Genomic DNA, 22,149 nt, shown 5'->3' on the forward strand with positions numbered 1-22,149 from the left:
ACCATTAAAAAAGCCGCAATTAAGCGGCTTCTTATCGTGTGTAAACAACCTTAGTTCCTAGTAATAACGCTAAGTCAAGGATGACTAGCGTTATCGCTAACTAGCGTTGCTAGTCACGCTTAGGCGTTTTCATCAACACTGGTTGGCAGTGTTGTTGGTGCTGATGCGGCGGCACTTGCCTTCGCAATAGCTGCGCTTCTACCCGATACTACAATAGCTGGGCGGCTATCGTCAGACTTAGCGGTAAGCGCTACGTCATTGAAAGTGTCATCAACCGAAGCTGGTGCTGCCATTGGCGCAGATGCGTTAATACGACCACGGCTGCTAGCTGCTACACCTGTAGTAATAGGCTTAGTTACCGCTGCTTTGGCTTTCTTAAGGTTCGCTTTTGGCGCAGGTTTAGCCTTAGGTTCACTTGCTGCTTTAGCAGAATCTTCACCTAGGTTAATTTCAACCTGTTTAGGTGCAGCTTCAGCGGCAGGAGCAGGAGTAACATCAGCTTTAGCTGGCTTAGGTGCGTCCGCTTCACTTTTAGGCGAAGCTAGCTCGAACTGCATTTCGTCTTGAACTACTTCAGCTACTGGCGCTTCTGGCTTGGCTGATGCGGTTTCTGTTGTTGCAGGTTCTGCTTTTTCTTCCGACGGCGCTAGTACACCAGGCTTAGTGGCTTGAGTGTCTTCCGCTTTAGCCGCAGAAGGCGCTTCAGCATTATCGGCACTTGCATCAACAGCAGCAGGCTGGGCATTCTCATTTTGAGTGTGCGCAGTGTCTGCCTCAAGTTTACTAGGCATAGCCGCTTGCGTATCTTCTGCACGCGGTGCTGATTCACTAATGTCGGCGGTAGGAGCCGTTGAAGCTGGTACTTCTTGTGACGGTGCAGTTTCAACGTTTGCTGTTGACTGTTCACCTACCGGGGCGCTGTTGTCATCATTAGACTGCTGCGCTTCCTTCTTGCGGCGCTGACCAGCAGCACGAACATGACGAGGAGAGCGACGTGAACGGCCACGGCTTTCACGTTTTTGCCCATTTTCATCAGTGTCGTTGTTCGATTGCTCTGAAGAAGATTGAGCATCTTGTTCAGTGGTCGACTTAACGTCAGCTGGCTGAGAGGCTTGTGTTACTGGCGCTGCTGATTCAGAAGCTGCTGGTGCATCAGTTGGCTGAACTGGCGAAGTATTTACTTCTTCAGTTTCTGCCGGGGCTGCTTTAGCAGGTTTTGGCTTATCAACTGCAAGAGACTTAACTGGTTTGCTAGCAGGTGCTTCATTTGACTGTGTATTGTCATCTTTTTTCACACGTACGCTGCGACGAGTATCTCTGCGTTTGCGGCGCTCAGCTACTTCTTGTTTTTTCTGCGCTTCTTGAGGCTTAGCATCTTGAGACTTGCTATCTTGAGTCTTAGGCGCTTCTTCTTGCGCGTTATCTCTGCTTTGCTCTTGCTTAGGCTTCTGAGTCTCGTCACGAGGTTTACGAGGCTTACGAGGCTTGTTGTTGCTTGCGCGTGGCTTGTCGTCTTGCTCAGAACGTGGCGTACGCTGTTCTTGTTCGCCATCTTTGTTTTGAGGCTGGTTACGACGAGTGTTCTTTCTTGGCTTACGACGACGATCATCACCATTGCGATTGCGAGACTGATTGCCACCACGATTATTGCGGCTTTCAGATTGCTTCTGATTTTCTTTTTCTTTCGCTTCAGCTTCTGCTTTCGTTTTCTCGTCTTCACCACCAAGCACATCACCTAACCATTTACCTATGCGGGCAAATAATGATGGTGAGCTTTCAGTTTTAGCTTCAGGTGTTTCTGCTTTAGGCGCAACAACAGGTGCCGCGGTAGGTGCAACTAGCCCTTTCAATGCTGGCTCTTCACGCTTAACCGGCGCTGAAGTAGTGGTTTCAGTTTCCGTTTCAACCGTTGGCATTAACTCTACTTCGTAGCTTGCGTCATCTAGAATATCATCTGGACGGCGGCGAGTGACTTGGTAGTGAGGTGTTTCAAGGTTGGCGTTAGGAATAAGTAATAAGTTTACCCCATGACGCTTTTCTAAGCTTTGAATTGCTTTACGCTTTTCATTAAGCAAGTAGGTTGCTACTGATACAGGAAGCTGTGCTTCAATTTGGCCTGTGTTTTCTTTAATGCTTTCTTCTTCAAGAATACGCAAAATAGACAGCGCTAATGACTCGGTACCACGAATGGTGCCGTGACCTGAACAGCGAGGGCACACGTGGTGCGCTGAATCACCCAATGATGGACGTAAACGCTGGCGTGACATTTCAAGCAAGCCAAAGCGAGAAATACGGCCTAGTTGGACGCGAGCACGATCGCTGCGAACCGCGTCTTTCATGCGATTTTCAACTTCACGTTGGTGACGTACTGGGGTCATATCGATAAAATCGATAACAACCAAGCCACCTAAGTCGCGTAAACGAAGTTGACGGGCAATTTCGTCAGCGGCTTCAAGGTTTGTATTTAATGCTGTTTCTTCAATATCTCCGCCTTTTGTTGCGCGGGCAGAGTTGATATCAATAGAGGTAAGCGCTTCAGTAGGGTCGATAACAATTGAACCACCAGAAGGTAAGCGAACTTCACGTTGGAAGGCAGACTCAATTTGGCTTTCAATTTGATAATGACTGAACAAAGGTACTTCGCCACGATAAAGCTTAACGCGGCTAGCGAAGTCAGGGCGCACTAGTTGGATGTGCTGCAACGCTTGTTCGTAGATGCTGGTTTTATCAATTAAGATTTCACCAATATCGCGACGTAGATAGTCACGAATTGCACGTACAATTACGTTACTTTCTTGGTGAATTAAGAAGGGCGCTTCACGCTCTTCAGCCACTTTAGAAATTGCTTCCCAATGGGTAAGTAGTACTTTTAAATCCCACTCTAATTCTTCGTAAGATTTCCCTACGCCAGCGGTACGAACGATTAAGCCCATGCCATCAGGCAGGTCTAGTTTGTTCAAAGATTCTTTAAGTTCTGTACGCTCATCACCTTCGATGCGACGAGAAATACCGCCAGCACGAGGGTTGTTTGGCATTAATACTAAGTAGCTACCAGCCAGCGATAAGAAAGTGGTAAGCGCTGCGCCTTTTTGGCCACGTTCTTCTTTATCAATTTGAATGATAACTTCTTGGCCTTCCTTAATAACATCTTTGATGTTTGGACGGCCTTCGAAACGGTAGCCTTTAGGGAAGTAAGTGCGAGCGATTTCTTTAAGGGGTAGGAAACCGTGGCGATCTGCGCCGTAGTCTACGAATGCCGCTTCGAGGCTTGGCTCAACGCGGGTTATTTTACCTTTGTAAATGTTTGCTTTTTTCTGTTCGTGCCCAGGACTTTCGATGTCCAAATCGTATAACCGCTGCCCATCAACAAGGGCAACACGCAACTCTTCTAATTGAGTTGCATTAATTAACATTCTTTTCATTGTATCTAACTCTGTTTTTAATACAGCCGTCCAGATACAAAATTAAAGTGACATGTACAAACCCTCACCGCGCAACCTCACGATTGTACGGGGACCTTGTTGTAACGCCGCATTATCCTTGAACTTACGCGGCATGTAACGTTTTTCGTTACTCGTTCCGCGTTTTGTATTGTTCTTAAGGATGTCGGGAGCGACATACCCTTATCTCTATCTATCTTTTTAACAAACACCGCTCTTAGGCTGGCGCTTGTTTGTCAATTCAATTCTGTTAGCTAAACGGCGAACTTATTTTATGTTCGCAAACAGCATCTGAATTATCTAACGGCAGTGTAGTCGTTGCCTCTATAATTCTCGTTCCAGATATAAAATTGCGTGTTCATTGAATAATGCAATTGGAACGTGACGCTGTTCTTATGGATAACAAAAGTGGCGAAATAAGCGGGTAACGAATTAACCTGCTCTAAATGCTCACTATGTTAAATGTTGTGTTTCACCGGCGTGATTTGGCCGCGTAAAATACAGTTTTTATTATGGCATCAAAGGTTCAATTTAAGCAAGGTGTGAGGGGTAAATAACCCCAGATAATGGGGTTTTTCTGTGCTAAATGCTCGTTTAGTATCAAAAGTAGTCAAAGGGTTTTATTTTTAAGGCACATCAAAGTTTCTGTATCGGTCTGCTTTTGCATTGCGTTATAATGGAGTTTATGAAAGAACAAACCCAACAATCAGTCCGTTTCGTTACCGTTGAACCCGATTTAGCAGGGCAACGTGTAGACAATTTTTTGCGCACCCAATTAAAGGGTGTGCCCAAAAGCATGATCTATCGCATTTTACGTAAAGGTGAAGTGCGCGTAAATAAGGGCAGGGTAAAACCCGAATATAAACTCGTTGCCGACGATGTGGTGCGTATCCCACCTGTGCGAGTTTCTGAAGGAACACCTGGGCCGTCGCCAAAACTCGATAAAATTGCAGCGCTTGAATCTCAAATATTATTTGAAGACGATCGCATTATAGTGATTAACAAGCCTTCTGGTATTGCCGTTCATGGTGGTAGTGGTTTGAGCTTTGGTCTTATTGAAGGTTTACGGGCACTACGTCCTGATGCCAATTTTATGGAATTGGTACACCGTTTAGACAGAGACACTTCTGGCTGTATTCTTATTGCTAAGAAACGCTCGGCGCTTCGCCATATGCATGAGCAGTTGCGTACCGGTAAGATGGATAAACGCTACCAAGCCCTAGTGGCGGGGCAGTGGCCTGACAATCGCTTTAAAGTAAAAGCGCCTCTTCGTAAGAATGTGTTGCAATCGGGTGAACGCATGGTGAGCGTAAGTGAAGATGGTAAGCCATCTGAAACCCGCTATCGCATATTGCAAAAGTTCGACACCGCTACTTTGGTAGAGGCTTCACCTATTACAGGTAGAACCCATCAAATCCGAGTGCACTGTTTACACGCTGAGCATCCTATTGCATGCGACCCTAAATACGGTGATACCGAGTTTGATGAGTCTATACGTCAAAAAGGCTTAAACCGCTTATTTTTGCACGCATATAGCATTTCGCTAATTCACCCTGGCACAGAAGAGCGGGTTAAATTTACCGCACCGTTAGATGCCACGTTAACCAATACCCTTAAAGCCTTGTCATAAAGCTTTTAGGGTATTCGGTAAGTTTACTTATTAATTAAGTTCTATTTATTTATATAGATTCTTTATACAGAAGGAACGCTGTAACTATGCGCTATAAGTTGGTTATTTTTGATTGGGACGGCACCTTAATGGACTCTGCCGATAAAATTATCAACTGTATGCAGATAGCAGCAAAACACTGTGACATGCCGGTTCCAAGTGCTGATGCGGTAAGTCACATTATAGGTATTAGCTTAAAACCTGCTATTAAGCAGTTATTTGGTATTGACGATGATGCCCTTGCTGAGCGCTTAGTACTGGCCTATAAAGAAGCCTTTGTAAGTCATGATGCTACGCCGTGCCCGTTGTTTAATGGTGTAGAAGAATTGTTATCAGCACTAAAGGCAAAGGGAGCGACTCTTGCTGTAGCAACAGGGAAGGCGCGAAGAGGCCTTGTTAGGGCTTGGTCGCAAACCGAGACTGGCCATTTTTTTAGTGCGTCACGATGCGCTGATGACGCGCAGTCTAAACCGTCACCTGACATGCTACTGCAAATTTTAGACGAGCTAAATATTAGTGCACATGATGCCGTTATGATTGGCGACACCACTTACGATATGCAAATGGCAAAATCTATTGGTATGCGCAGAATAGGGGTTTCTTACGGGGTGCATGCACAAGTTCACCTTGAAGCGTTGGCGCCTGAAACCATTGTGCATTCCATTGGCGAACTTCAGCAGTTCTTGCTCCGCTAGTTTAGCGTTCAATAGCAAAGCAAATCTTCAACCGCTAGGCCTTGGCAGTAGCTAGGTCTAGCAAATCGATATTAAAATGTTTGTCTAGCATATTATGCAGCAGCATAACGGGAAGCCCTATTAACGTATTAGGGTCGCGGCTGGTAATGCGTTCAAACAATAAGGCCCCCATGCCTTCACATTTGAAACTCCCCGCGCAATCAAGAGGCATTTCGGCTTCAACGTAAGCGCGTAGTTGTGCTTCTTTATGGCTACGAAAATACACGCAGGTTTCTTCAGCCCGAGTAATAGTGTCTAAATTGCTAGTGAGGATGTCGGGTAGGTCTTCGTCTTCTTCAGCTTTACACAAACTTATCGCGGTATAAAAATACACCGATTTACCTTGGCACATTTTCAATTGCGCTACGGCGTTTTCAACTGTTCCCGGCTTGCCTAGTATAATTTTGCCATCAGGACCTTCGACAGAAGCAACTTGATCGCTTCCAATTACAATTCTCCCTGGCTGCTGTTGGGCAATTTTTTTAGCTTTTTCGAACGCTAAACGTTTACACAACGCAAGGGGAGTTTCATCGGGTAGGGGGGTCTCATCTATATCTGGTTTGCTTATTTCTGCTTGAATACCAATATTCGACAACAATTGCTGACGGTACTTAGATGATGAAGCTAAAACGAGTGTGGTCATACTACAAAACCTCAATCTTACATTAAGTGTTAATTAACCGGTTTACGCGTGGTGTGTTCTCTTACGCAAGTCTGTGCTTTTCTTAAACACTGAATTCCTTTTTATGTGGCTGATTTTACGAATAACCTAAAAATTACCCATAAAGAGTCATTACAACTTACCTTAAATATAGCGTGTTTTTATAAATGAGCGTAATACCGTTTGCCAACTTGGTTTTGTTTGATAATACGCCATTTTACCAACCTCCCCCTATTTTAAGCACATCATGTTCTTTTTACTTGTTATTTAGGGGTATTCCCTTAAAATTCGGTTTATGAAAAGAAGTACAAAATCGCTAAATTATTATACAAAAACGCCCATTAAATCTTTGACAGTGGGATGTGGAATCTATAGAATGCGCGCCCTATGCAGAAAGTGAAACTCCCTCATACGGTCGAACCGACCAGCAGCGCTATGAAACGTTCCGATTATCGGGGTGTTCTTGTGTCTGAAGATATGGAACGATTGAGTGGGGCAGTTGTCCGATGTAGTGAATATGTGAACGTCGATGTGCAGTTCAAAAAAGACGAGCAGGGTCTTACTGTATTTCACGGTCATTTAGACACTCAGGTAACACTTCTCTGCCAGCGGTGTAATGGTGAATTTGATACCACACTTGATGTGGATTTTTGTTTTACTCCAGTGCAGGGAGAAGAACGAAATGAAGAAGATCCAATACCCGAGGCTTACGAACCGGTAGAGGTCAACGACCACGGAGAAGTTAATCTGCTTCAGATATTTGAAGACGAGTTACTTTTATCTTTGCCCATCGTACCCCTTCATGCAGAGGAGGAGTGCTCAGTGTCTAAAGATGATATGTCATTTGGAAAGATTGAACCGGAACAAGAGCGAGAAAACCCTTTCGCGGTTTTGAAAGAACTTAAGCGAGACCAGGAGTAAGTTATGGCTGTACAAAAAAATCGTAAAACGCGCTCTAAGCGTGGCATGCGTCGTTCACACGATGCATTGACAGCGTCGACTTTGTCTGTCGACCCTACGTCGGGTGAAACACACCGTCGTCACCACGTGACAGCTGACGGTTATTACAAAGGCAATAAAGTAGTCGGCGCGTAATTCGGCGTCTACATTTTGTCTAAGCTAACCATCGCGTTAGATATCATGGGGGGCGATCATGGTCCCCCTGTTATCCTTTCTGCGGCTGTAAAAGCCATTGAACTTCATTCTGACGTTCATTTTTTGCTATGCGGCGACCAAGCCGTTATAAATCCAGCAATACAAAATCTCACCGCTTCTCAACGAAGTCGGGTAACCGTATCTCATTGCGACCAAGTGGTTGAAATGGGTGAGGCGCCTACCTCTGCGTTACGCAATAAAAAACGCTCTTCAATGCGCCGTGTGATTGAATATGTTCAAAGCAACGAAGCCGATGCATGTGTAAGTGCAGGCAATACGGGCGCGCTCTTAACCTTATCGTTCTACTTATTAAAAACGTTGTCGGGTATTGATAGGCCAGCACTTATCAGCATGATGCCCACCGCGAGTCACCATAATGTTTTCTTGCTTGATTTAGGCGCGAATGTAAATTGCACGCCTGAAATTTTATTTCAGTACGGTGTGATGGGTTCGGTGTTAGCGCAAGAAGCCGCGGGTATTCCTTCGCCGCGAGTTGCCTTATTAAACGTGGGCGAAGAAGATATAAAAGGAAATGCGTACGTAAAGTTAGCCGACCAACTATTTAAAGATGCACCAGGCATTAACTACATTGGCTACGTTGAAGGTGATGACATCTTTACCGACAAAGCCGATGTGGTGGTGACTGACGGTTTTACCGGCAATGTTGCACTTAAATCTAGTGAAGGGCTGGCCAAGTTAGTCATTAATGAAGTGAAGCGCCAGTCACAAAAGAACTTTTATACGCGGCTAATGGCCAAAATTGCTTTTCCATTGCTCAAATCTATCTATAACAGTGTGAACCCCGACCAGTATAATGGTGCGAGTCTGATAGGATTGCGCGGCATTGTTATCAAGAGTCATGGAAATGCATCTAAAGACGCCTTTTATTACGCCATTGTGCAAGCAATGAAAGAAGCAAAGATGCGAGTTCCAGACAAGATAAAAACGAAGATAGAAACGGTTTTATTGGAGCAGCTTTGAGCAAATATTCTCGATTTATCGGTACTGGAAGTTATTACCCTAGTGATATACGAACCAATGCCGATTTGGAAGTTATGGTTGATACCAGTGATGAATGGATCACTGATAGAACCGGTATTAAAGAACGCCGAATTATAGGTGCTGAAGAAACCGCTGCGACCATGGGTGCAGAGGCAAGTAAGAAAGCCATAGAGATGGCAGGCATCGACCCTCAATCAATTGACATGATAGTGTGTGCTACTACGAGCGGACGCTATGCACTTCCTAGCACGGCCTGTGAAATCCAGCGCATTTTAGGTATTAATGGTATTCCTGCATTTGATGTGGCTGCTGCTTGTGCAGGTTATTGCTACGCATTAAGTGTGGCCGACCAATATATCAAATCTGGCATGGCTAAGCGTATCTTGGTTATTGGTACAGATTGTCTTAGCCGTTTGATAGCGCCTGAAGATCGCACTATGGTCATTCTATTTGGCGATGCTGCTGGTGCCACTATTATAGAAGCCAGTGACGAGCCTGGTATATTATCTACTCATATCAACGCTGATGGTTCTTACGGCGATTTACTTTACGTTGGAAACCCTACGCGTGGTGATGAAGCATCTGTTCACGAAAATTGGGGCGTTATGCGCGGAAACGAAGTTTTCAAAGTTGCCGTGAACAAATTGTCTGAAGTGGTTGAGCAAACCCTTGCGGCCAACAATATGCAAAAATCTGATCTGGATTGGCTAGTGCCTCATCAGGCGAATTTCAGAATTATTAAAGCGACAGCAAAAAAATTAGATATGTCGTTAGACCAAGTGGTAGTGACGTTAGAAAAGTACGGTAATACCTCGGCTGCCACAGTACCCACAGCACTAGACACCGCTATTCGCGATGGTCGTATTCAGCGTGGGCAACATTTATTATTAGAAGCATTCGGCGGCGGTTTTGCTTGGGCATCTGCGCTGGTACGATACTAGTTTCTTCTATCCGTCTTATTGAATTCGTTGTATTCAAAAATTCGTTGTATACAAAAAAATAATAAGGAACAACAATGACAAAAACAGCCTGCGTCTTTCCTGGGCAGGGCTCACAATCGGTGGGCATGCTTAAAGAGTTGGCCGACAGCCATCCTTCGGTTTTAGATACCTTCAAAGAAGCTTCAGACGTATTAGGTTACGATCTTTGGGATCTGGTACAAAACGATACCGATGGAAAGTTGAACGAAACCCATATTACTCAGCCAGCTTTGCTTGCTGCTAGTGTTGCTACTTGGCGTATATTAGAAGCACAAGGTATTGAAGTGAGCTATTTAGCGGGTCACAGTTTGGGTGAGTATTCTGCCCTAGTATGTGGCGGTGCTATGTCTTTTGCTGATGCGATAAAGCTGGTTGAAGCTCGTGGTCAATATATGCAAGAGGCGGTGCCAGCGGGTGCCGGTGCTATGTATGCCATTATTGGCTTAGATGATAACACCATTGCTAACGTGTGCCACCAAACGGCGATTGCCACAGGCGACGTAGTATCTCCGGTTAATTTTAACTCGCCGGGCCAAGTGGTTATTGCTGGCGAAAAAGTGGCCGCTGAGCAAGCTGCTGCTGCGTGTAAAGAAGCGGGTGCCAAGCGGGCGCTTCCATTATCGGTAAGTGTGCCTTCGCACTGCGAACTCATGCGCCCCGCTGCTGACAAGTTAGAAGACGCACTGGCGACACTAAACGTTCATACCCCTGCAATTAATATTATCAATAATGTTGATGTGACCATTGAAACTGACGGTGCATCAATAAAAAGTGCGTTGGTACGCCAATTATATTGCCCTGTTCAGTGGACACGTACCGTGGAGTATTTGGCTGCAGCAGGTGTTGAACGCATCATTGAAGTAGGCCCAGGTAAGGTACTTACAGGATTAAATAAACGCATTAATAAAAGTTTAGAATCCATTGCTGTAAACACCCCAGAAAGTGTGGAAGCATTAAAACAATAAGGAAACGCTATGAGTCAGTTAGAAGGCAAAGTAGCACTGGTAACAGGCGCTAGCCGAGGCATTGGTAAAGCCATTGCTAGTCAGCTTGCAGCGCAGGGTGCTACGGTTGTAGGCACTGCTACAAGCGACAGTGGTGCAAGTGCAATTACTGAATATTTATCTGAATTTGGTGGCAAAGGTATTGCACTAAATGTTACCGATAAAGACAGTATAGATGCTATAATCAAGGAAATTAATGACACCTTCGGTGGCATTGATATTTTGGTTAATAATGCAGGTATTACTCGTGATAACTTGTTAATGCGTATGAAAGATGACGAATGGCAAGACATCATTAATACTAACCTTACAGCCATTTTTACGCTGTCAAAAGCAGTACTTCGCGGTATGATGAAGAAACGCTTTGGCCGTATTGTAAATATCGGTTCTGTGGTGGGTAGTTCGGGTAATGCTGGGCAAGCAAACTACGCAGCAGCGAAAGCAGGTGTTATTGGTTTTTCGAAATCTATGGCACGTGAAGTGGCTTCTCGTGGTATAACTATTAATGTTGTTGCGCCTGGTTTTATCGATACCGACATGACAAAATCATTGACGGACGATCAAAAAAGCGCAATTTTTAAAGATATTCCTGCTAACCGTTTAGGTGAACCTGATGAAATAGCAGCCACTGTTGCCTTCTTAGTGAGCAGCGGTGCAGCCTATATTACAGGCGAAACTATCCATGTAAACGGTGGTATGTATATGGGTTAAATTCACGAAAATTGTGAATTTAACTGTGTTTGGGGTGGATTTTCCCCGAACTTGAATGTAAAAATAGAACATTAAGAATTTGGGATGTCGCTGGTTTGACCAGAAAAATTGTTTAAACTGGTGCTTGCAAGCTTGTACCTTGCAAAATAAACTAGCGGCACTTTGACTATCTAGTGACGTTTAAGGGAAACCTAGAATTATGAGTAACATTGAAGAACGCGTTAAGAAAATTATCATTGAACAACTTGGCGTAAAAGAAGAAGAAGTAAAAGCTGAAGCTTCATTCGTTGATGATTTGGGCGCAGACTCACTTGACACTGTTGAGCTAGTAATGGCGTTAGAAGAAGAATTTGATACTGAAATTCCTGACGAAGAAGCAGAAAAAATTACTACTGTTCAGTCAGCTATTGACTACATCAATGCTAACAAAGACGCTTAAGTCTTCGTTACAGTAAATTAAAAAACGGCTCTCTTTAGAGCCGTTTTTGTATTCCCACCTTATTAGTTCCAATGCGAGGGCTTTTTGTGACAAAACGTCGCGTAGTGGTTACTGGTCTTGGCATGCTTTCACCTTTGGGTCTTTCTGTAGATGAGACTTGGCGTCGTCTGTTAGCAGGCGAAAGCGGTATTGGTGAAATCACCCACTTTGATTGCAGTGACTATTCCACCCGTTTCGCAGGTCAAGTTGATAACTTTGACCCGCAGGAATATATAGAAAAGAAAGAAACGAAAAAAATGGACAGGTTTATTCAGCTGGGTATTGCAGCGGGTAAACAGGCCATGGCTGATTCGGGCTTAACGATAACTGAAGAAAATGCACACCGTGTTGGTGTAGCTATTGGTTCAGGCATCGGTGGGCTAGAACAAATTGAACAAAACCACACTAAATTAATGAATAGCGGTCCTAAGCGCGTTTCTCCATTTTTTGTGCCTTCCACTATTACCAATATGATTTCAGGCTTTTTGTCTATCATGGAAGGGCTTAAAGGGCCAAACCTAAACGTTGTGACGGCGTGTACCACTGGTGTGCATAACATTGGTATTGCTGCGCGTACTATCGCGTATGACGATGCGGATGCCATGCTAGCAGGCGGTTCAGAAGCGTCTATTACGCCGTTAGGTATTGCGGGTTTTGCTGCGGCACGTGCATTGTCTGCACGAAACGATGATCCTCAAGGTGCTAGTCGCCCTTGGGATAAAGATCGTGATGGTTTCGTGATGGGCGAAGGTGCTGGCGTAGTAATGCTAGAAGAATACGAAGCGGCGAAAGCCCGTGGTGCAACCATTTACGCTGAACTTGTTGGTTTTGGTATGAGTGGCGATGCCTATCATATGACATCACCACCTGCTGACGGTGAAGGTGCAGCGGCTTCAATGAGTAACGCTATTCGCGATGCAAAAATTGAGAGCAGTGAAATTGGTTACGTTAACGCGCATGGTACATCCACACCAGCGGGTGATATTGCAGAAGTAGCAGCGGTTAAGCGCGTATTCAACGAACATGCGCATAACATGCTGGTAAGCTCTACTAAGTCGATGACAGGTCATTTACTTGGTGCAGCAGGCTCTGTAGAAGCTATTTTCACCATATTGGCACTACGTGACAAAATGGCGCCGCCTACCATTAATTTGGATGAGCCAAGCGAAGGATGCGATTTAGACTTCGTGGCGAATAAAGCAAAAATGTTTACTTCAGACTATGCGCTGTGTAATTCATTTGGCTTTGGTGGTACTAACGGTTCGCTTATTTTCAAACGAATTTAAGCCCGAACACACGTTCGGACACCCGTAGTTATTGATTAAAGGCAGCGCAAGCTGCCTTTCTTGTTTGCGCACAACAACTTGGTATACTGCACAGCAGACGTTAATTATTAGAGCTAGTTGTGAAAATAGTCGCAAATACCGACACCGCATCTTCCACCCCTTCATCCGCCGATGCAATTGCCTTAAACGACAGGGCACTGAACTATGGTGATGGCGTTTTTACTACTATGTGTGTTAGCCAGGGGAAAGTAGAACTACTGACTTTTCATCTTGCTAGGCTCAATCATGATGCTAAAGCGTTAGCTATTTCCCTCGACATGACTGCACTTAGACAGGCAATTGATGTTTATGTCAGCGCACTTACCGAATCTCTTGAACACCCCAGCATTAAAAGAGTAATGAAGGTTCATGTGTCTTCAGGAGAGGGCGGTCGTGGGTACGCACGAGATAGCCAAGCTCCGGCCATTGTTCGGTTTTCCACCCATACGTATCCTGCACATTATTCTGAACTTGCCGTTAGTGGTTTAACTCTAATAAACGCGAAAACACCCTTGGCCATACAGCCTTTACTGGGTGGTATTAAACATATGAACCGGTTAGAGCAGGTATTGGTTAAGCGTGAAGTTGTTGAGGCGAATGCCGATGATGCCTTGGTGTTCGACACGCAAGGGCACCTTATTGAAGCCAGTGCGGGAAACGTATTTTTTCAAACCGATACTGGATGGCACACGCCAAAGGTAAATAACTGCGGTGTAAATGGTGTTGTGCGCCAGTGCTTGTTAAGTACGCGGGGAAAAAATTCGGTAAAAGAAAGCCTAACTAACGCTGATGTTATTGGCGACAACGCCTTAAACGTTTATGAAGGCGAATACACACTGGCTGATATCGCTAATGCCAAGGCAATGGTGATCACCAATGCCTTAATGGGCGTAATGCCAGTCAATAAAGTTGTGCTAAACGACGGAAAAACGAGTGATGAGTTAGCATTTAGTGCGTCTCATGAAGGGGCAAAGCGCCTTGCTAAGTTAGTATTAGATAAAATTCAGGAAGATCATGCGAATAGTTATTAGCATTGGGATAATGCTAGCGCTTGTTGTGGGTGCAATTACCTTTGGTGTTTTATATGTAAATGGGCAAGCTTCATCGCCCTTGTCGATTTCTCAACCGCAGCTTTATACGGTAGAAAAGGGCAGTAACGGATATAAGGTGGTAAGGGAGCTTCGGGCACGGGAGTTAATCGATAGCCCTGAATTAGCAACAAAACTTTGGCTCAAATTTTTTGCTGCTAATACCCATGTAAAATCGGGTACATACCGTTTAACACCTGGGCTATCACTACGAGAAGTATTCGGCGTACTAAGCCGTGGTGAAGAGCACTATTTTGCCGTGAGCTTGGTAGAAGGACTGACACTAAAAGAGTGGTTGGTTACGTTAAAGGCGAAAACTGAACTGATAAACGATGTATCGCTGGATCAGGTTGAAGAGACAATTAATACCACAAGCTCGGTAAATGAGGAAAAAGCGCCAATGCTATGGCTGAACGAAGCTAGCAGCGCCGAAGGCTTATTTTTAGCTGATACGTATTTCTTTACCGCTAACACTGCGGCCAGTAGCATTTTAAAACGCGCGCACAAGGCCATGTTAGATTATGTCGAAACCCAGTGGCAGCAACGGCAACCAGATTTGCCATTGAACTCACCGTACGACGCCCTAATATTGGCAAGTATTATTGAAAAAGAAACCGCAGTGAGCGAAGAGCGCACTAAAATAGCGGGAGTGTTTGTGAACCGACTGCGGAAAAATATGCGATTACAAACCGATCCCACTGTTATTTACGGTATTGGTGATACGTATGATGGTAATATTACCCGTAAGCACCTTCGTACGCCCACACCTTACAACACGTATACAATTAAAGGTTTGCCGCCCACGCCTATCGCGATGGCGGGTAAGGAAGCCATTTGGGCCGCGTTAAACCCAATGGAAACCGATGCCTTGTATTTTGTGGCTAGGGGTGATGGTAGCCACGAATTTTCATCTTCGCTAGCAGCCCATAATGCAGCTGTGCGAAAATATCAGTTAAATCGAAAATAAAAAGTCCAACAACGAATAATTATGAACGGAAAGTTTATTGTAGTAGAGGGCCTTGAAGGGGCCGGAAAAAGTTCAGTGATTGGGCTTATCGTAAAGCATTTGCAAGACGCAGGTATTACGGTTGAGCAAACACGTGAGCCAGGCGGTACGCCTATGGCCGAGGCTATCCGCGAGTGTGTTAAACACGACTGGGACGAAACCGTAGCCGAAGAAACAGAATTACTGTTGATGTACGCCGCCCGGGTACAGTTATTAACTAACCGTATACTTCCGGCGTTAAATGCAGGGCAGTGGGTAGTAGGTGACAGGCATGATTTGTCTTCACAAGCCTATCAAGGCGGTGGCCGCGGCGTGAGTGCCGATACCATGACTGCCATTAGCAAAATAGCGCTTAACGGTTTTAAACCTAATTTGACCTTGTACTTGGACGTTGAGCCAGCAATAGGGCTAGAACGCGCTAGAGGCAGGGGAGAGCTAGATCGTATTGAACAAGCAGGTTTGGCCTTTTTTGAGCGCACCCGTGAACGGTATTTAAGCTTAGCAGCACAAGACGACAGTATTGTGGTGATTAATGCCATGCAAGCTATGGAAGATGTACATAAAGACGTGATAACCGCTGTGCAGGAGTACCTTTCTTAATGCAATCTGGGCAAATGCTTCCTTGGTTCACTGATACCTATAACGAATTGCTTGTACGCTATTTTAATAACAAGCTGCACCATGCGCTGTTATTCATTGGCGCTAAAGGTATTGGTAAAGCAAAATTGGTTGCTGGGCTGTCGGATACGCTGTTGTGCAAAAAGCCAACCCCTCAAGGTGCGTGCAATGCATGCCAAAGCTGCCATTTGCGTCTTGCTGGTAATCACCCGGATTTTTACGTGTTAGAAAGCGAAAAACAATTGGGCGTGGATAAAATTCGTGAAGGTATTGCCAAGTTAAGCGGCACGGCGCAAATGGGGGGCAATAAGGTATTGGTGATCCCCGTGGCCGATAGCATGACAGAAGCGGCGGCCAATGCACTCTTGAAAACGTTAGAAGAGCCCACCAATAATACCTACTTGCTGCTTATCACTGACAGCCTAAATAGAATAATGCCCACTATTTTGAGTAGATGTGAAAAACATTCACTTGGTCTGCCTGATGTGCAAAGTAGTTTGGCCTATTTGCAGCAACAAGGCGTACAAGATGCGAGTGAAGCGTTACTAGAAGCCTATGGTTATGCGCCACTTCGTTTAGAAGCAGCACTTAATAGCGAAAGCGATTTTAATTATCGTACCTTTACTGACGGTATGGGCGCACTACTTGCTAGTTCAGGAAGTCAGCAACTTTTAGCACTGGCTAATAAATGGCAAGGTGACGCTGTTCAGGTAGCAACATGGTGTCAACATATGGCGCATAAATCGTATGTAGAACGCCAGCAAACGCAAGATTACGCACGTTATCGCGCTTGCGTAGACGCAGTAAAAACCTTACAGCACCCAGGGGTAAATAAGTCCATGGTGTTGATAAGTATTTTGAAACAATTTCAGCGCTAGGCCAGGTTATTATTGGGTTAGCCGTAAAAAAGATAGGTATATTTTGTTCGTAGATTCACATTGTCATTTAGACAGATTAAAGCAATCGCCAGAAGCATTGGCAGAAACTCTTAACTTTGCTCGTACCCGCGGTGTAGAGCACTTTTTATGTGTGTGCGTATCGGTGACCGATTACGACAGCATGTTAGAAACCGTAAAGGGCTTCGATGACGTTTCTGTCTCTTGTGGCGTACACCCCCTTCACCAAGAAGATGCATGTACTTATCAAGAGTTACTTGAAAAAGCGCAAGACGATGCGGTAGTGGCCATTGGTGAAACAGGCTTAGATTATTTTTATAGCCCTGAAAGCAAAGCGGTTCAGCTAACGTCGTTTGTTGATCATATTAAAGTCGCCAACGAAACGAAGAAACCACTTATTATTCATACCCGTGATGCCCGTGACGACACCATCAATTTGCTGCGCGAACACAAAGCTAGCCATACAAAGGGTGTGCTGCATTGTTTTACCGAATCTCTTGAAATGGCCCAAGCTGCGATTGAAATGGATTTCTACATCTCAATATCAGGTATAGTCACCTTTAAATCCGCCAGTGAATTACAAGAAGTTGTAAAAGCGGTTCCCCTTGAGCGCTTATTAATTGAAACCGATTCGCCTTGGCTAGCTCCTGTACCTCACAGAGGTAAACAGAATCAGCCTGGCTATGTGGTGGAAGTTGCAGAATTTATTGCCGAATTGAAAGGGATTTCGGTGAAGGAATTAGCACGCATTACTACCGAAAACTTCTATACATTGTTTTCACTTGCCCAACGTAAAGCCGCTTAAGCGACCGGAGTATTTCAAAAATGCCGCAGTGGCGTACAGGGTTAACAAAAAGCTTACACGCTAGCAGAAGTATGCCTGAGAGCCGTTATTTTCAGTTGGCAACCGCTGATAAAGATGGCGTGCCATACTGCAGAACCGTGGTGTACCGAGGCTTAAGTGATGACAACAAGCTGATTGTTATTTCAGATACTCGTACTGAAAAGTACAACCAGTTGTCACAGCAAGCGAAAGCACAAGGTTGTTGGTATTTTTCGAAAACTCGTGAGCAGTATCGATTCAGTGTAAACGCGACTATTGTGACTGAAAACGAAGATAGGGCGCTAATAGAGGCGCATTGGGCAAAATTGTCTGATGCTGGTAAGAAGCAGTTTCTATGGGGCGACCCCGGTACGCCAAGAAACAACGGGTTGCCGCTTCAAATTACAGGCGACTATTCTGTCGCCCCTGAACATTTTTGCGTTATTTTGTTAGATATTTTCAACGTGGACTATCTGAATTTGCGCGGCAATCCACAGTATCGAGAATTACATCGTCGTGACGAAATGGGTAACTGGGTAAGCCAGTCTATTGTCCCATAACACAGCTCGTTGAACGCTAGAAATTAAACAAAAAAACGCCAGCAAATTTGCTGGCGTTTGTGATTTTATCACTAAGCTGTATTCGTTTATTCGAAAATTTTCGAAATCGGCGTATCACCCTTAAACAGATAAGTGGTTAGGTTATCAGTGTCACTACGATTCACTGCTTCCACGATGGCCGTTGCCACATCTTCTCTAGGAATGACAGCATCATCTTGGTTGTCAGGCATATCGGTAGACACCAAATGCGTACCTGGCTCGTTTAACAGTGTGCCTGGGCGTAAAATGACATAAGGCACACCGCTATTCATCAGGTGCTCGTCAGCCATGTGTTTAGCGACTAAATAAGGCTTAATGCTAGAGCTTACTGCGTCTGGATCGCCAGCCCCTATTGAACTTACCATCACAAATTTAGGTGTGTTAGCTGCCTTGGCGTAATTTGCTGCGTTTCGTGCAGCCCAAAGATCTATAAGAAGTGTTTTATCATCGCCAGAGTTGCCGCCGCTGCCCGCAACGAATACAACGCAATCTGCACCTTCAAAATGTTCAGAGAAGTCTTTTTCAAGATCTTGCTCTTTAACGACAAGGTTGTCGTTTTCAAAGTCGTTTAGCTTTTCAGGGCTTCGTACAGGTGCCACCACGTGGTGTCCTGCTTCAAGTAATTTTCCAGTAGCCTGTTTACCAATTTGGCCTGATGCGCCAATGACAAGAACCTTAGCCATAAATGTTACCTCCATGATTAAATATGGTTATTCATAAGCGTGGGAGAGAATTTCGATCACACAGTGCGATGAGTTTCATCATGGTGCGCTAATCGGCAAAAAGGCATTAATTGATTAACTAGGCAGCACCGTGGTTAATATAACTTGTAAAAACAGGAGCTTAAGCAGCAGGTTAAGGTGAGGCTATTTCACAACGGCATTGCGCCCTTCAGCTTTACCTTTATAGAGCTTTTTATCAGCGGCGTGTATGCATTGCTCTACGCTATCGCTTTCACGAATATCTGCAATTCCCGCGGTGATCGTCACATTCACATCATGCCCTTCGCAGTGAAAGGACGCTTTCTCTACCGCTTTTCTTAATTTTTCACCTACCCAATAGCATTCATGGACGTTAAGTTGGGGCAGTAGGATCAGAAACTCTTCGCCACCCCAACGACAAATAACGTCAGAATTCCTCAAGTTCGTACGTAGCAGTTCAGCTATTTTAACTAATATAAGGTCGCCCACATGGTGACCGTAAGTGTCGTTAATTCGTTTAAACCAATCAATATCCACGATAAGTAACGAAAAGGCTTGTGCGTAACGCTCGTAACTGTCCCAAGCCTCGTGAGCTCGACTGGTAAAGTAGCGCCTATTTTTCAGTCCGGTTAACGGGTCTTGGCTCGATACCTGCGTTAATTTTTCTACCACGTCTTCAAGATCTTTGGTTTTTTCTTCTACCATTTTTGCAAGCGCAACCGAGCGATTTTTAAGCGTTTGAATACGCCACCACACAAGTAGCGTTAAAAGCAGAAAAGCGGATGCGAAAATAGCACTTCGCCATACGGGTTTTTCCCACCATGGTGGAACAATACTGATTTGGAGCTTGGCTTCATTTGGACTCCATACTTTTTCTTTATTCATGGCTCGAATAGTAAGCGTGTAATTCCCGGGATCTAAATTGGTGTAGGTCACCCCGCGGCGGCGATGATCGGTAAAGCGCCACCTATTATCAAACCCTGATAATAGGTAGGCATAACTCACCTCGTTTGCGCGAGTAAAATCGAGCGCGGCGAATTCTACAGAAAATGAAACATTGTCCGAATTGAGTACTAATTTATCTACACTGGTACTTGGGAAAAGGTTTTCAGCTCCTTTGCTATGCTCATCAATAATTTCAATATGCGAGATATTGACCTTGGGCGACCAAGGCTGCTGTTTAATATCAGTGGGCTTGAAGCGAGTGAGTCCCTGTGGGCTCCCCATAAATATAGTGTCGTCATCGGTTTTTACGGCGGAGCCTATGTAGTAGCCAGACTCGCTGACACCATTTTGGGCCCCAAAATATGAAACCGACGATAGGGTAGAATCAATATGGGCAATGCCGACGGTTGTAGAGATCCAGAGTGCGTTTTCTTGATCTTCAATGATAGCGCCAATCGAGAGGTTACTTAAGTAACTGTCTGCTTCTATCTGTGTAAACGACACGGAGGGCCTGTCGTTATCCTCAATCACCATAAAATAGATACCGTTCGCCTGCGTGCCAACCCAATAGCCGCCACGAATAGAACGAGAAATCCACGTCACCACTGCGCCGTCAGGGAAATTAGTGCTACTTTCACCAATATTGCGAATTTCACCCGTAAATTTATTGGCAAAATATAAGCCCGATATACTGGCCAGCCATGCACTTTCATTATCTTCAAATATGATACGAGTGGTGAGTGAGATTGGCCATTGGCGAATCACCCGGTTCTCGGAAGGGCGATACACAAAAACGCCATCGCTATAACCGCCATACCAAACGTCGCCATCGGCATCCACGTTAAGGGTATAACCTGCCTTGCCCTTCAATGCCACCAAATCTACTTGTTCCGTGGCGGTATTTAGTTTCGCTAGCCCTGCGCGAGTAGAAAGCCAAACTGCGTCTGACGATTTATCGTAATGCACGGTTAGTAGCTTGTTTGAAGATACCTGACCTTCAGACTTAATTATTGAGGTATAGGGCCCGTTAACCTTGCCAGACTGATAATTGTAATGCCAAAGGTTGTCTTGTGTAGCAAGCCATAAGGAACTGTCTGTGTGGGTAGCAATGCCAGAAATATTATTACTAATAGCAGCGCTGGTTGAAAAGTTGGCCAGTACAGGGTGGTAAATAGAGAAACCATTATCGCGCGACCCTGCCACAATGGTACCCGCTTCGGTTTGATACAGCGATGTAATGTAATTATTCGCGAGATTCGATTGAGAAACCGATAACGACACAATCTCTGATGCTGCTTTAGCGGGAATAATATTCACGCCGCCACTTGTAGCAACCCAAACATTACCATTACGCTGAAATAAAATATTCAGCACATCATTAGATGAAAGGCCGTTACTTTCATCAAAACAAGTAGACGCGGAAAAGTCGTTGTTCGTGAATAAGGGGTACTGGCAAAGACCGTTAGCGCCTGTGCCAATCCACAAGCTCTCGTCAGCAGCGAGTGCCATCAAGGTTAATTTTTTGCCCGCCAGTTGTTGAAGCTCTAAAGTATTAAACGCTGAATTCAGCTTGTATAACCCTGATGTTGAGCTAAGCCAAACATGACTATTGCTATCAATAACAATGTCGGTGAGTGTACTGGTCACGTTCTCTAGAACAGCAATTTGAACCAGTTTATTTAAAAGCGTTGAAAAGCGATAAAGCGCACGGCCACTAATAACCCAAACGTTACCACTCTTATCGATTTTTATGCGTTTGATTGAGCCGGCTTTTATTTCGCTGGAAACCGAAATAGGGAAGTGTTCGAACGTTGCCGTTTCGATATGAAACTTGCTTACACCAGCAATAGAACCAACCCATAAGTATTCTTTGTCTAACGAAGATTCCATTTGAAAGGTAGTAACGGTGTTGAGCCCATCAGACTTATCTTTCTGCCATTTACCGAAATGCTTAAATTCGTTGCCATCAAACCTGTCGATCCCCGACTGTGTCGCCAGCCAAATATAACCGTTTTTATCTTCCGCAATATCTAAAACTGATACCTGCGATAGGCCTTCTTCGATTGAAAAACTTTTAAACACGGGCATAGGAAAGTCTGCGGCACGAGATGTGGCCGCAAAGGAAAAAATAATAGGGAATAGCATAGTGGCGGTAACCAGAAATCTTACCACTACAAACTTCATAAATACGCTCGGGGAGAAGGAATCAAGCGTTACGATATACTAGGGTTAACCTAGTAAAAATGGGACATAAGTATTAATTTTGCAAGTACGAGATATAAGGGCAGATAAAAAAGAACCCCGATTATCGAGG

Annotated in this window: 20 protein-coding genes; 16 read left to right on the top strand and 4 right to left on the bottom strand. The window is 44.7% G+C overall.

Features of this window, described 5'->3' with window-relative positions:
* Positions 1–119: 119 nt before the first annotated feature.
* Complete coding sequence (gene rne, locus ALT761_RS08015; protein WP_129737848.1) at positions 120–3,422, bottom strand: ribonuclease E; 3,303 nt, start codon at positions 3,420–3,422, stop codon at positions 120–122.
* Between the two features lie 703 nt (positions 3,423–4,125).
* Between rne and rluC the strand changes: the two genes are divergently transcribed.
* Positions 4,126–5,070 (top strand): 23S rRNA pseudouridine(955/2504/2580) synthase RluC, encoded by a 945-nt coding sequence (gene rluC, locus ALT761_RS08020; RefSeq protein WP_129737850.1) that lies wholly within the window; start codon positions 4,126–4,128, stop codon positions 5,068–5,070.
* A gap of 86 nt (positions 5,071–5,156) precedes the next feature.
* Positions 5,157–5,804, top strand: coding sequence for an HAD-IIIA family hydrolase (locus ALT761_RS08025; protein ID WP_129737852.1), 648 nt, complete (start codon positions 5,157–5,159; stop codon positions 5,802–5,804).
* A gap of 34 nt (positions 5,805–5,838) precedes the next feature.
* Here the strand turns inward: ALT761_RS08025 and ALT761_RS08030 are convergent, their stop codons facing one another.
* Positions 5,839–6,486, bottom strand: coding sequence for a Maf family protein (locus ALT761_RS08030; RefSeq protein WP_129737854.1), 648 nt, complete (start codon positions 6,484–6,486; stop codon positions 5,839–5,841).
* Positions 6,487–6,891: 405 nt separating this feature from the next.
* On the opposite strand from ALT761_RS08030, the gene yceD reads away from it, so the two are divergent.
* The 14 genes from yceD to ALT761_RS08100 all read left to right on the top strand — a co-directional run bounded on the left by yceD (position 6,892) and on the right by ALT761_RS08100 (position 18,150).
* On the top strand, positions 6,892–7,425 hold the full coding sequence (gene yceD / locus ALT761_RS08035; RefSeq protein WP_013784463.1) for a 23S rRNA accumulation protein YceD: 534 nt from the start codon (positions 6,892–6,894) through the stop codon (positions 7,423–7,425).
* A gap of 3 nt (positions 7,426–7,428) precedes the next feature.
* Positions 7,429–7,599: a 50S ribosomal protein L32 gene (gene rpmF / locus ALT761_RS08040; protein WP_013784462.1), complete on the top strand. Its 171-nt coding sequence runs from the start codon at positions 7,429–7,431 to the stop codon at positions 7,597–7,599.
* Positions 7,600–7,614: 15 nt separating this feature from the next.
* Positions 7,615–8,640 (top strand): phosphate acyltransferase PlsX, encoded by a 1,026-nt coding sequence (gene plsX / locus ALT761_RS08045; RefSeq protein WP_129737856.1) that lies wholly within the window; start codon positions 7,615–7,617, stop codon positions 8,638–8,640.
* Positions 8,637–9,602: a beta-ketoacyl-ACP synthase III gene (locus tag ALT761_RS08050; RefSeq protein WP_013784460.1), complete on the top strand. Its 966-nt coding sequence runs from the start codon at positions 8,637–8,639 to the stop codon at positions 9,600–9,602. Before plsX ends, ALT761_RS08050 begins: the two co-directional genes overlap by 4 nt.
* Positions 9,603–9,676: 74 nt before the next feature.
* Positions 9,677–10,606 carry an ACP S-malonyltransferase gene (gene fabD / locus ALT761_RS08055; protein ID WP_129737858.1) on the top strand — a complete coding sequence of 310 codons (930 nt, stop codon included), beginning with the start codon at positions 9,677–9,679 and terminating at the stop codon, positions 10,604–10,606.
* A 9-nt stretch (positions 10,607–10,615) separates the two neighbouring features.
* Entirely contained in the window at positions 10,616–11,356 is a 741-nt protein-coding gene (gene fabG, locus ALT761_RS08060; protein WP_057792377.1) for a 3-oxoacyl-ACP reductase FabG, read from the top strand.
* A gap of 199 nt (positions 11,357–11,555) precedes the next feature.
* A complete protein-coding gene (gene acpP, locus ALT761_RS08065; RefSeq protein WP_013784457.1) occupies positions 11,556–11,795 on the top strand; it encodes an acyl carrier protein in 240 nt (79 codons plus the stop codon).
* Between the two features lie 86 nt (positions 11,796–11,881).
* Positions 11,882–13,120 carry a beta-ketoacyl-ACP synthase II gene (fabF, locus tag ALT761_RS08070; protein WP_057792376.1) on the top strand — a complete coding sequence of 413 codons (1,239 nt, stop codon included), beginning with the start codon at positions 11,882–11,884 and terminating at the stop codon, positions 13,118–13,120.
* 119 nt (positions 13,121–13,239) lie between these two features.
* The gene (gene pabC, locus ALT761_RS08075; RefSeq protein WP_129737860.1) at positions 13,240–14,190 is read left to right on the top strand and encodes an aminodeoxychorismate lyase; all 951 of its coding nucleotides are present in this window, start codon (positions 13,240–13,242) and stop codon (positions 14,188–14,190) included.
* Positions 14,174–15,214 carry an endolytic transglycosylase MltG gene (gene mltG / locus ALT761_RS08080; protein WP_129737862.1) on the top strand — a complete coding sequence of 347 codons (1,041 nt, stop codon included), beginning with the start codon at positions 14,174–14,176 and terminating at the stop codon, positions 15,212–15,214. Before pabC ends, mltG begins: the two co-directional genes overlap by 17 nt.
* A gap of 21 nt (positions 15,215–15,235) precedes the next feature.
* Positions 15,236–15,853 (top strand): dTMP kinase, encoded by a 618-nt coding sequence (gene tmk / locus ALT761_RS08085; protein WP_129737864.1) that lies wholly within the window; start codon positions 15,236–15,238, stop codon positions 15,851–15,853.
* On the top strand, positions 15,853–16,749 hold the full coding sequence (locus ALT761_RS08090) for a DNA polymerase III subunit (protein ID WP_129737866.1): 897 nt from the start codon (positions 15,853–15,855) through the stop codon (positions 16,747–16,749). Before tmk ends, ALT761_RS08090 begins: the two co-directional genes overlap by 1 nt.
* 43 nt (positions 16,750–16,792) lie before the next feature.
* Entirely contained in the window at positions 16,793–17,572 is a 780-nt protein-coding gene (locus ALT761_RS08095) for a TatD family hydrolase (protein ID WP_129737868.1), read from the top strand.
* A gap of 20 nt (positions 17,573–17,592) precedes the next feature.
* Positions 17,593–18,150 (top strand): pyridoxamine 5'-phosphate oxidase family protein, encoded by a 558-nt coding sequence (locus tag ALT761_RS08100; RefSeq protein WP_129737869.1) that lies wholly within the window; start codon positions 17,593–17,595, stop codon positions 18,148–18,150.
* An 86-nt stretch (positions 18,151–18,236) separates the two neighbouring features.
* Here ALT761_RS08100 and ALT761_RS08105 read toward each other — a convergent pair whose 3' ends face one another.
* Together ALT761_RS08105 and ALT761_RS08110 are read right to left on the bottom strand one after the other, a co-directional pair.
* Entirely contained in the window at positions 18,237–18,872 is a 636-nt protein-coding gene (locus ALT761_RS08105) for an SDR family oxidoreductase (RefSeq protein ID WP_129737871.1), read from the bottom strand.
* A 183-nt stretch (positions 18,873–19,055) separates the two neighbouring features.
* On the bottom strand, positions 19,056–22,019 hold the full coding sequence (locus ALT761_RS08110; protein ID WP_129737873.1) for a ligand-binding sensor domain-containing diguanylate cyclase: 2,964 nt from the start codon (positions 22,017–22,019) through the stop codon (positions 19,056–19,058).
* Positions 22,020–22,149 lie beyond the last annotated feature (130 nt).

It is taken from the genome of Alteromonas sp. 76-1 (genome assembly GCF_900654235.1).
Classification (GTDB): Bacteria; Pseudomonadota; Gammaproteobacteria; order Enterobacterales; family Alteromonadaceae; genus Alteromonas; species Alteromonas naphthalenivorans.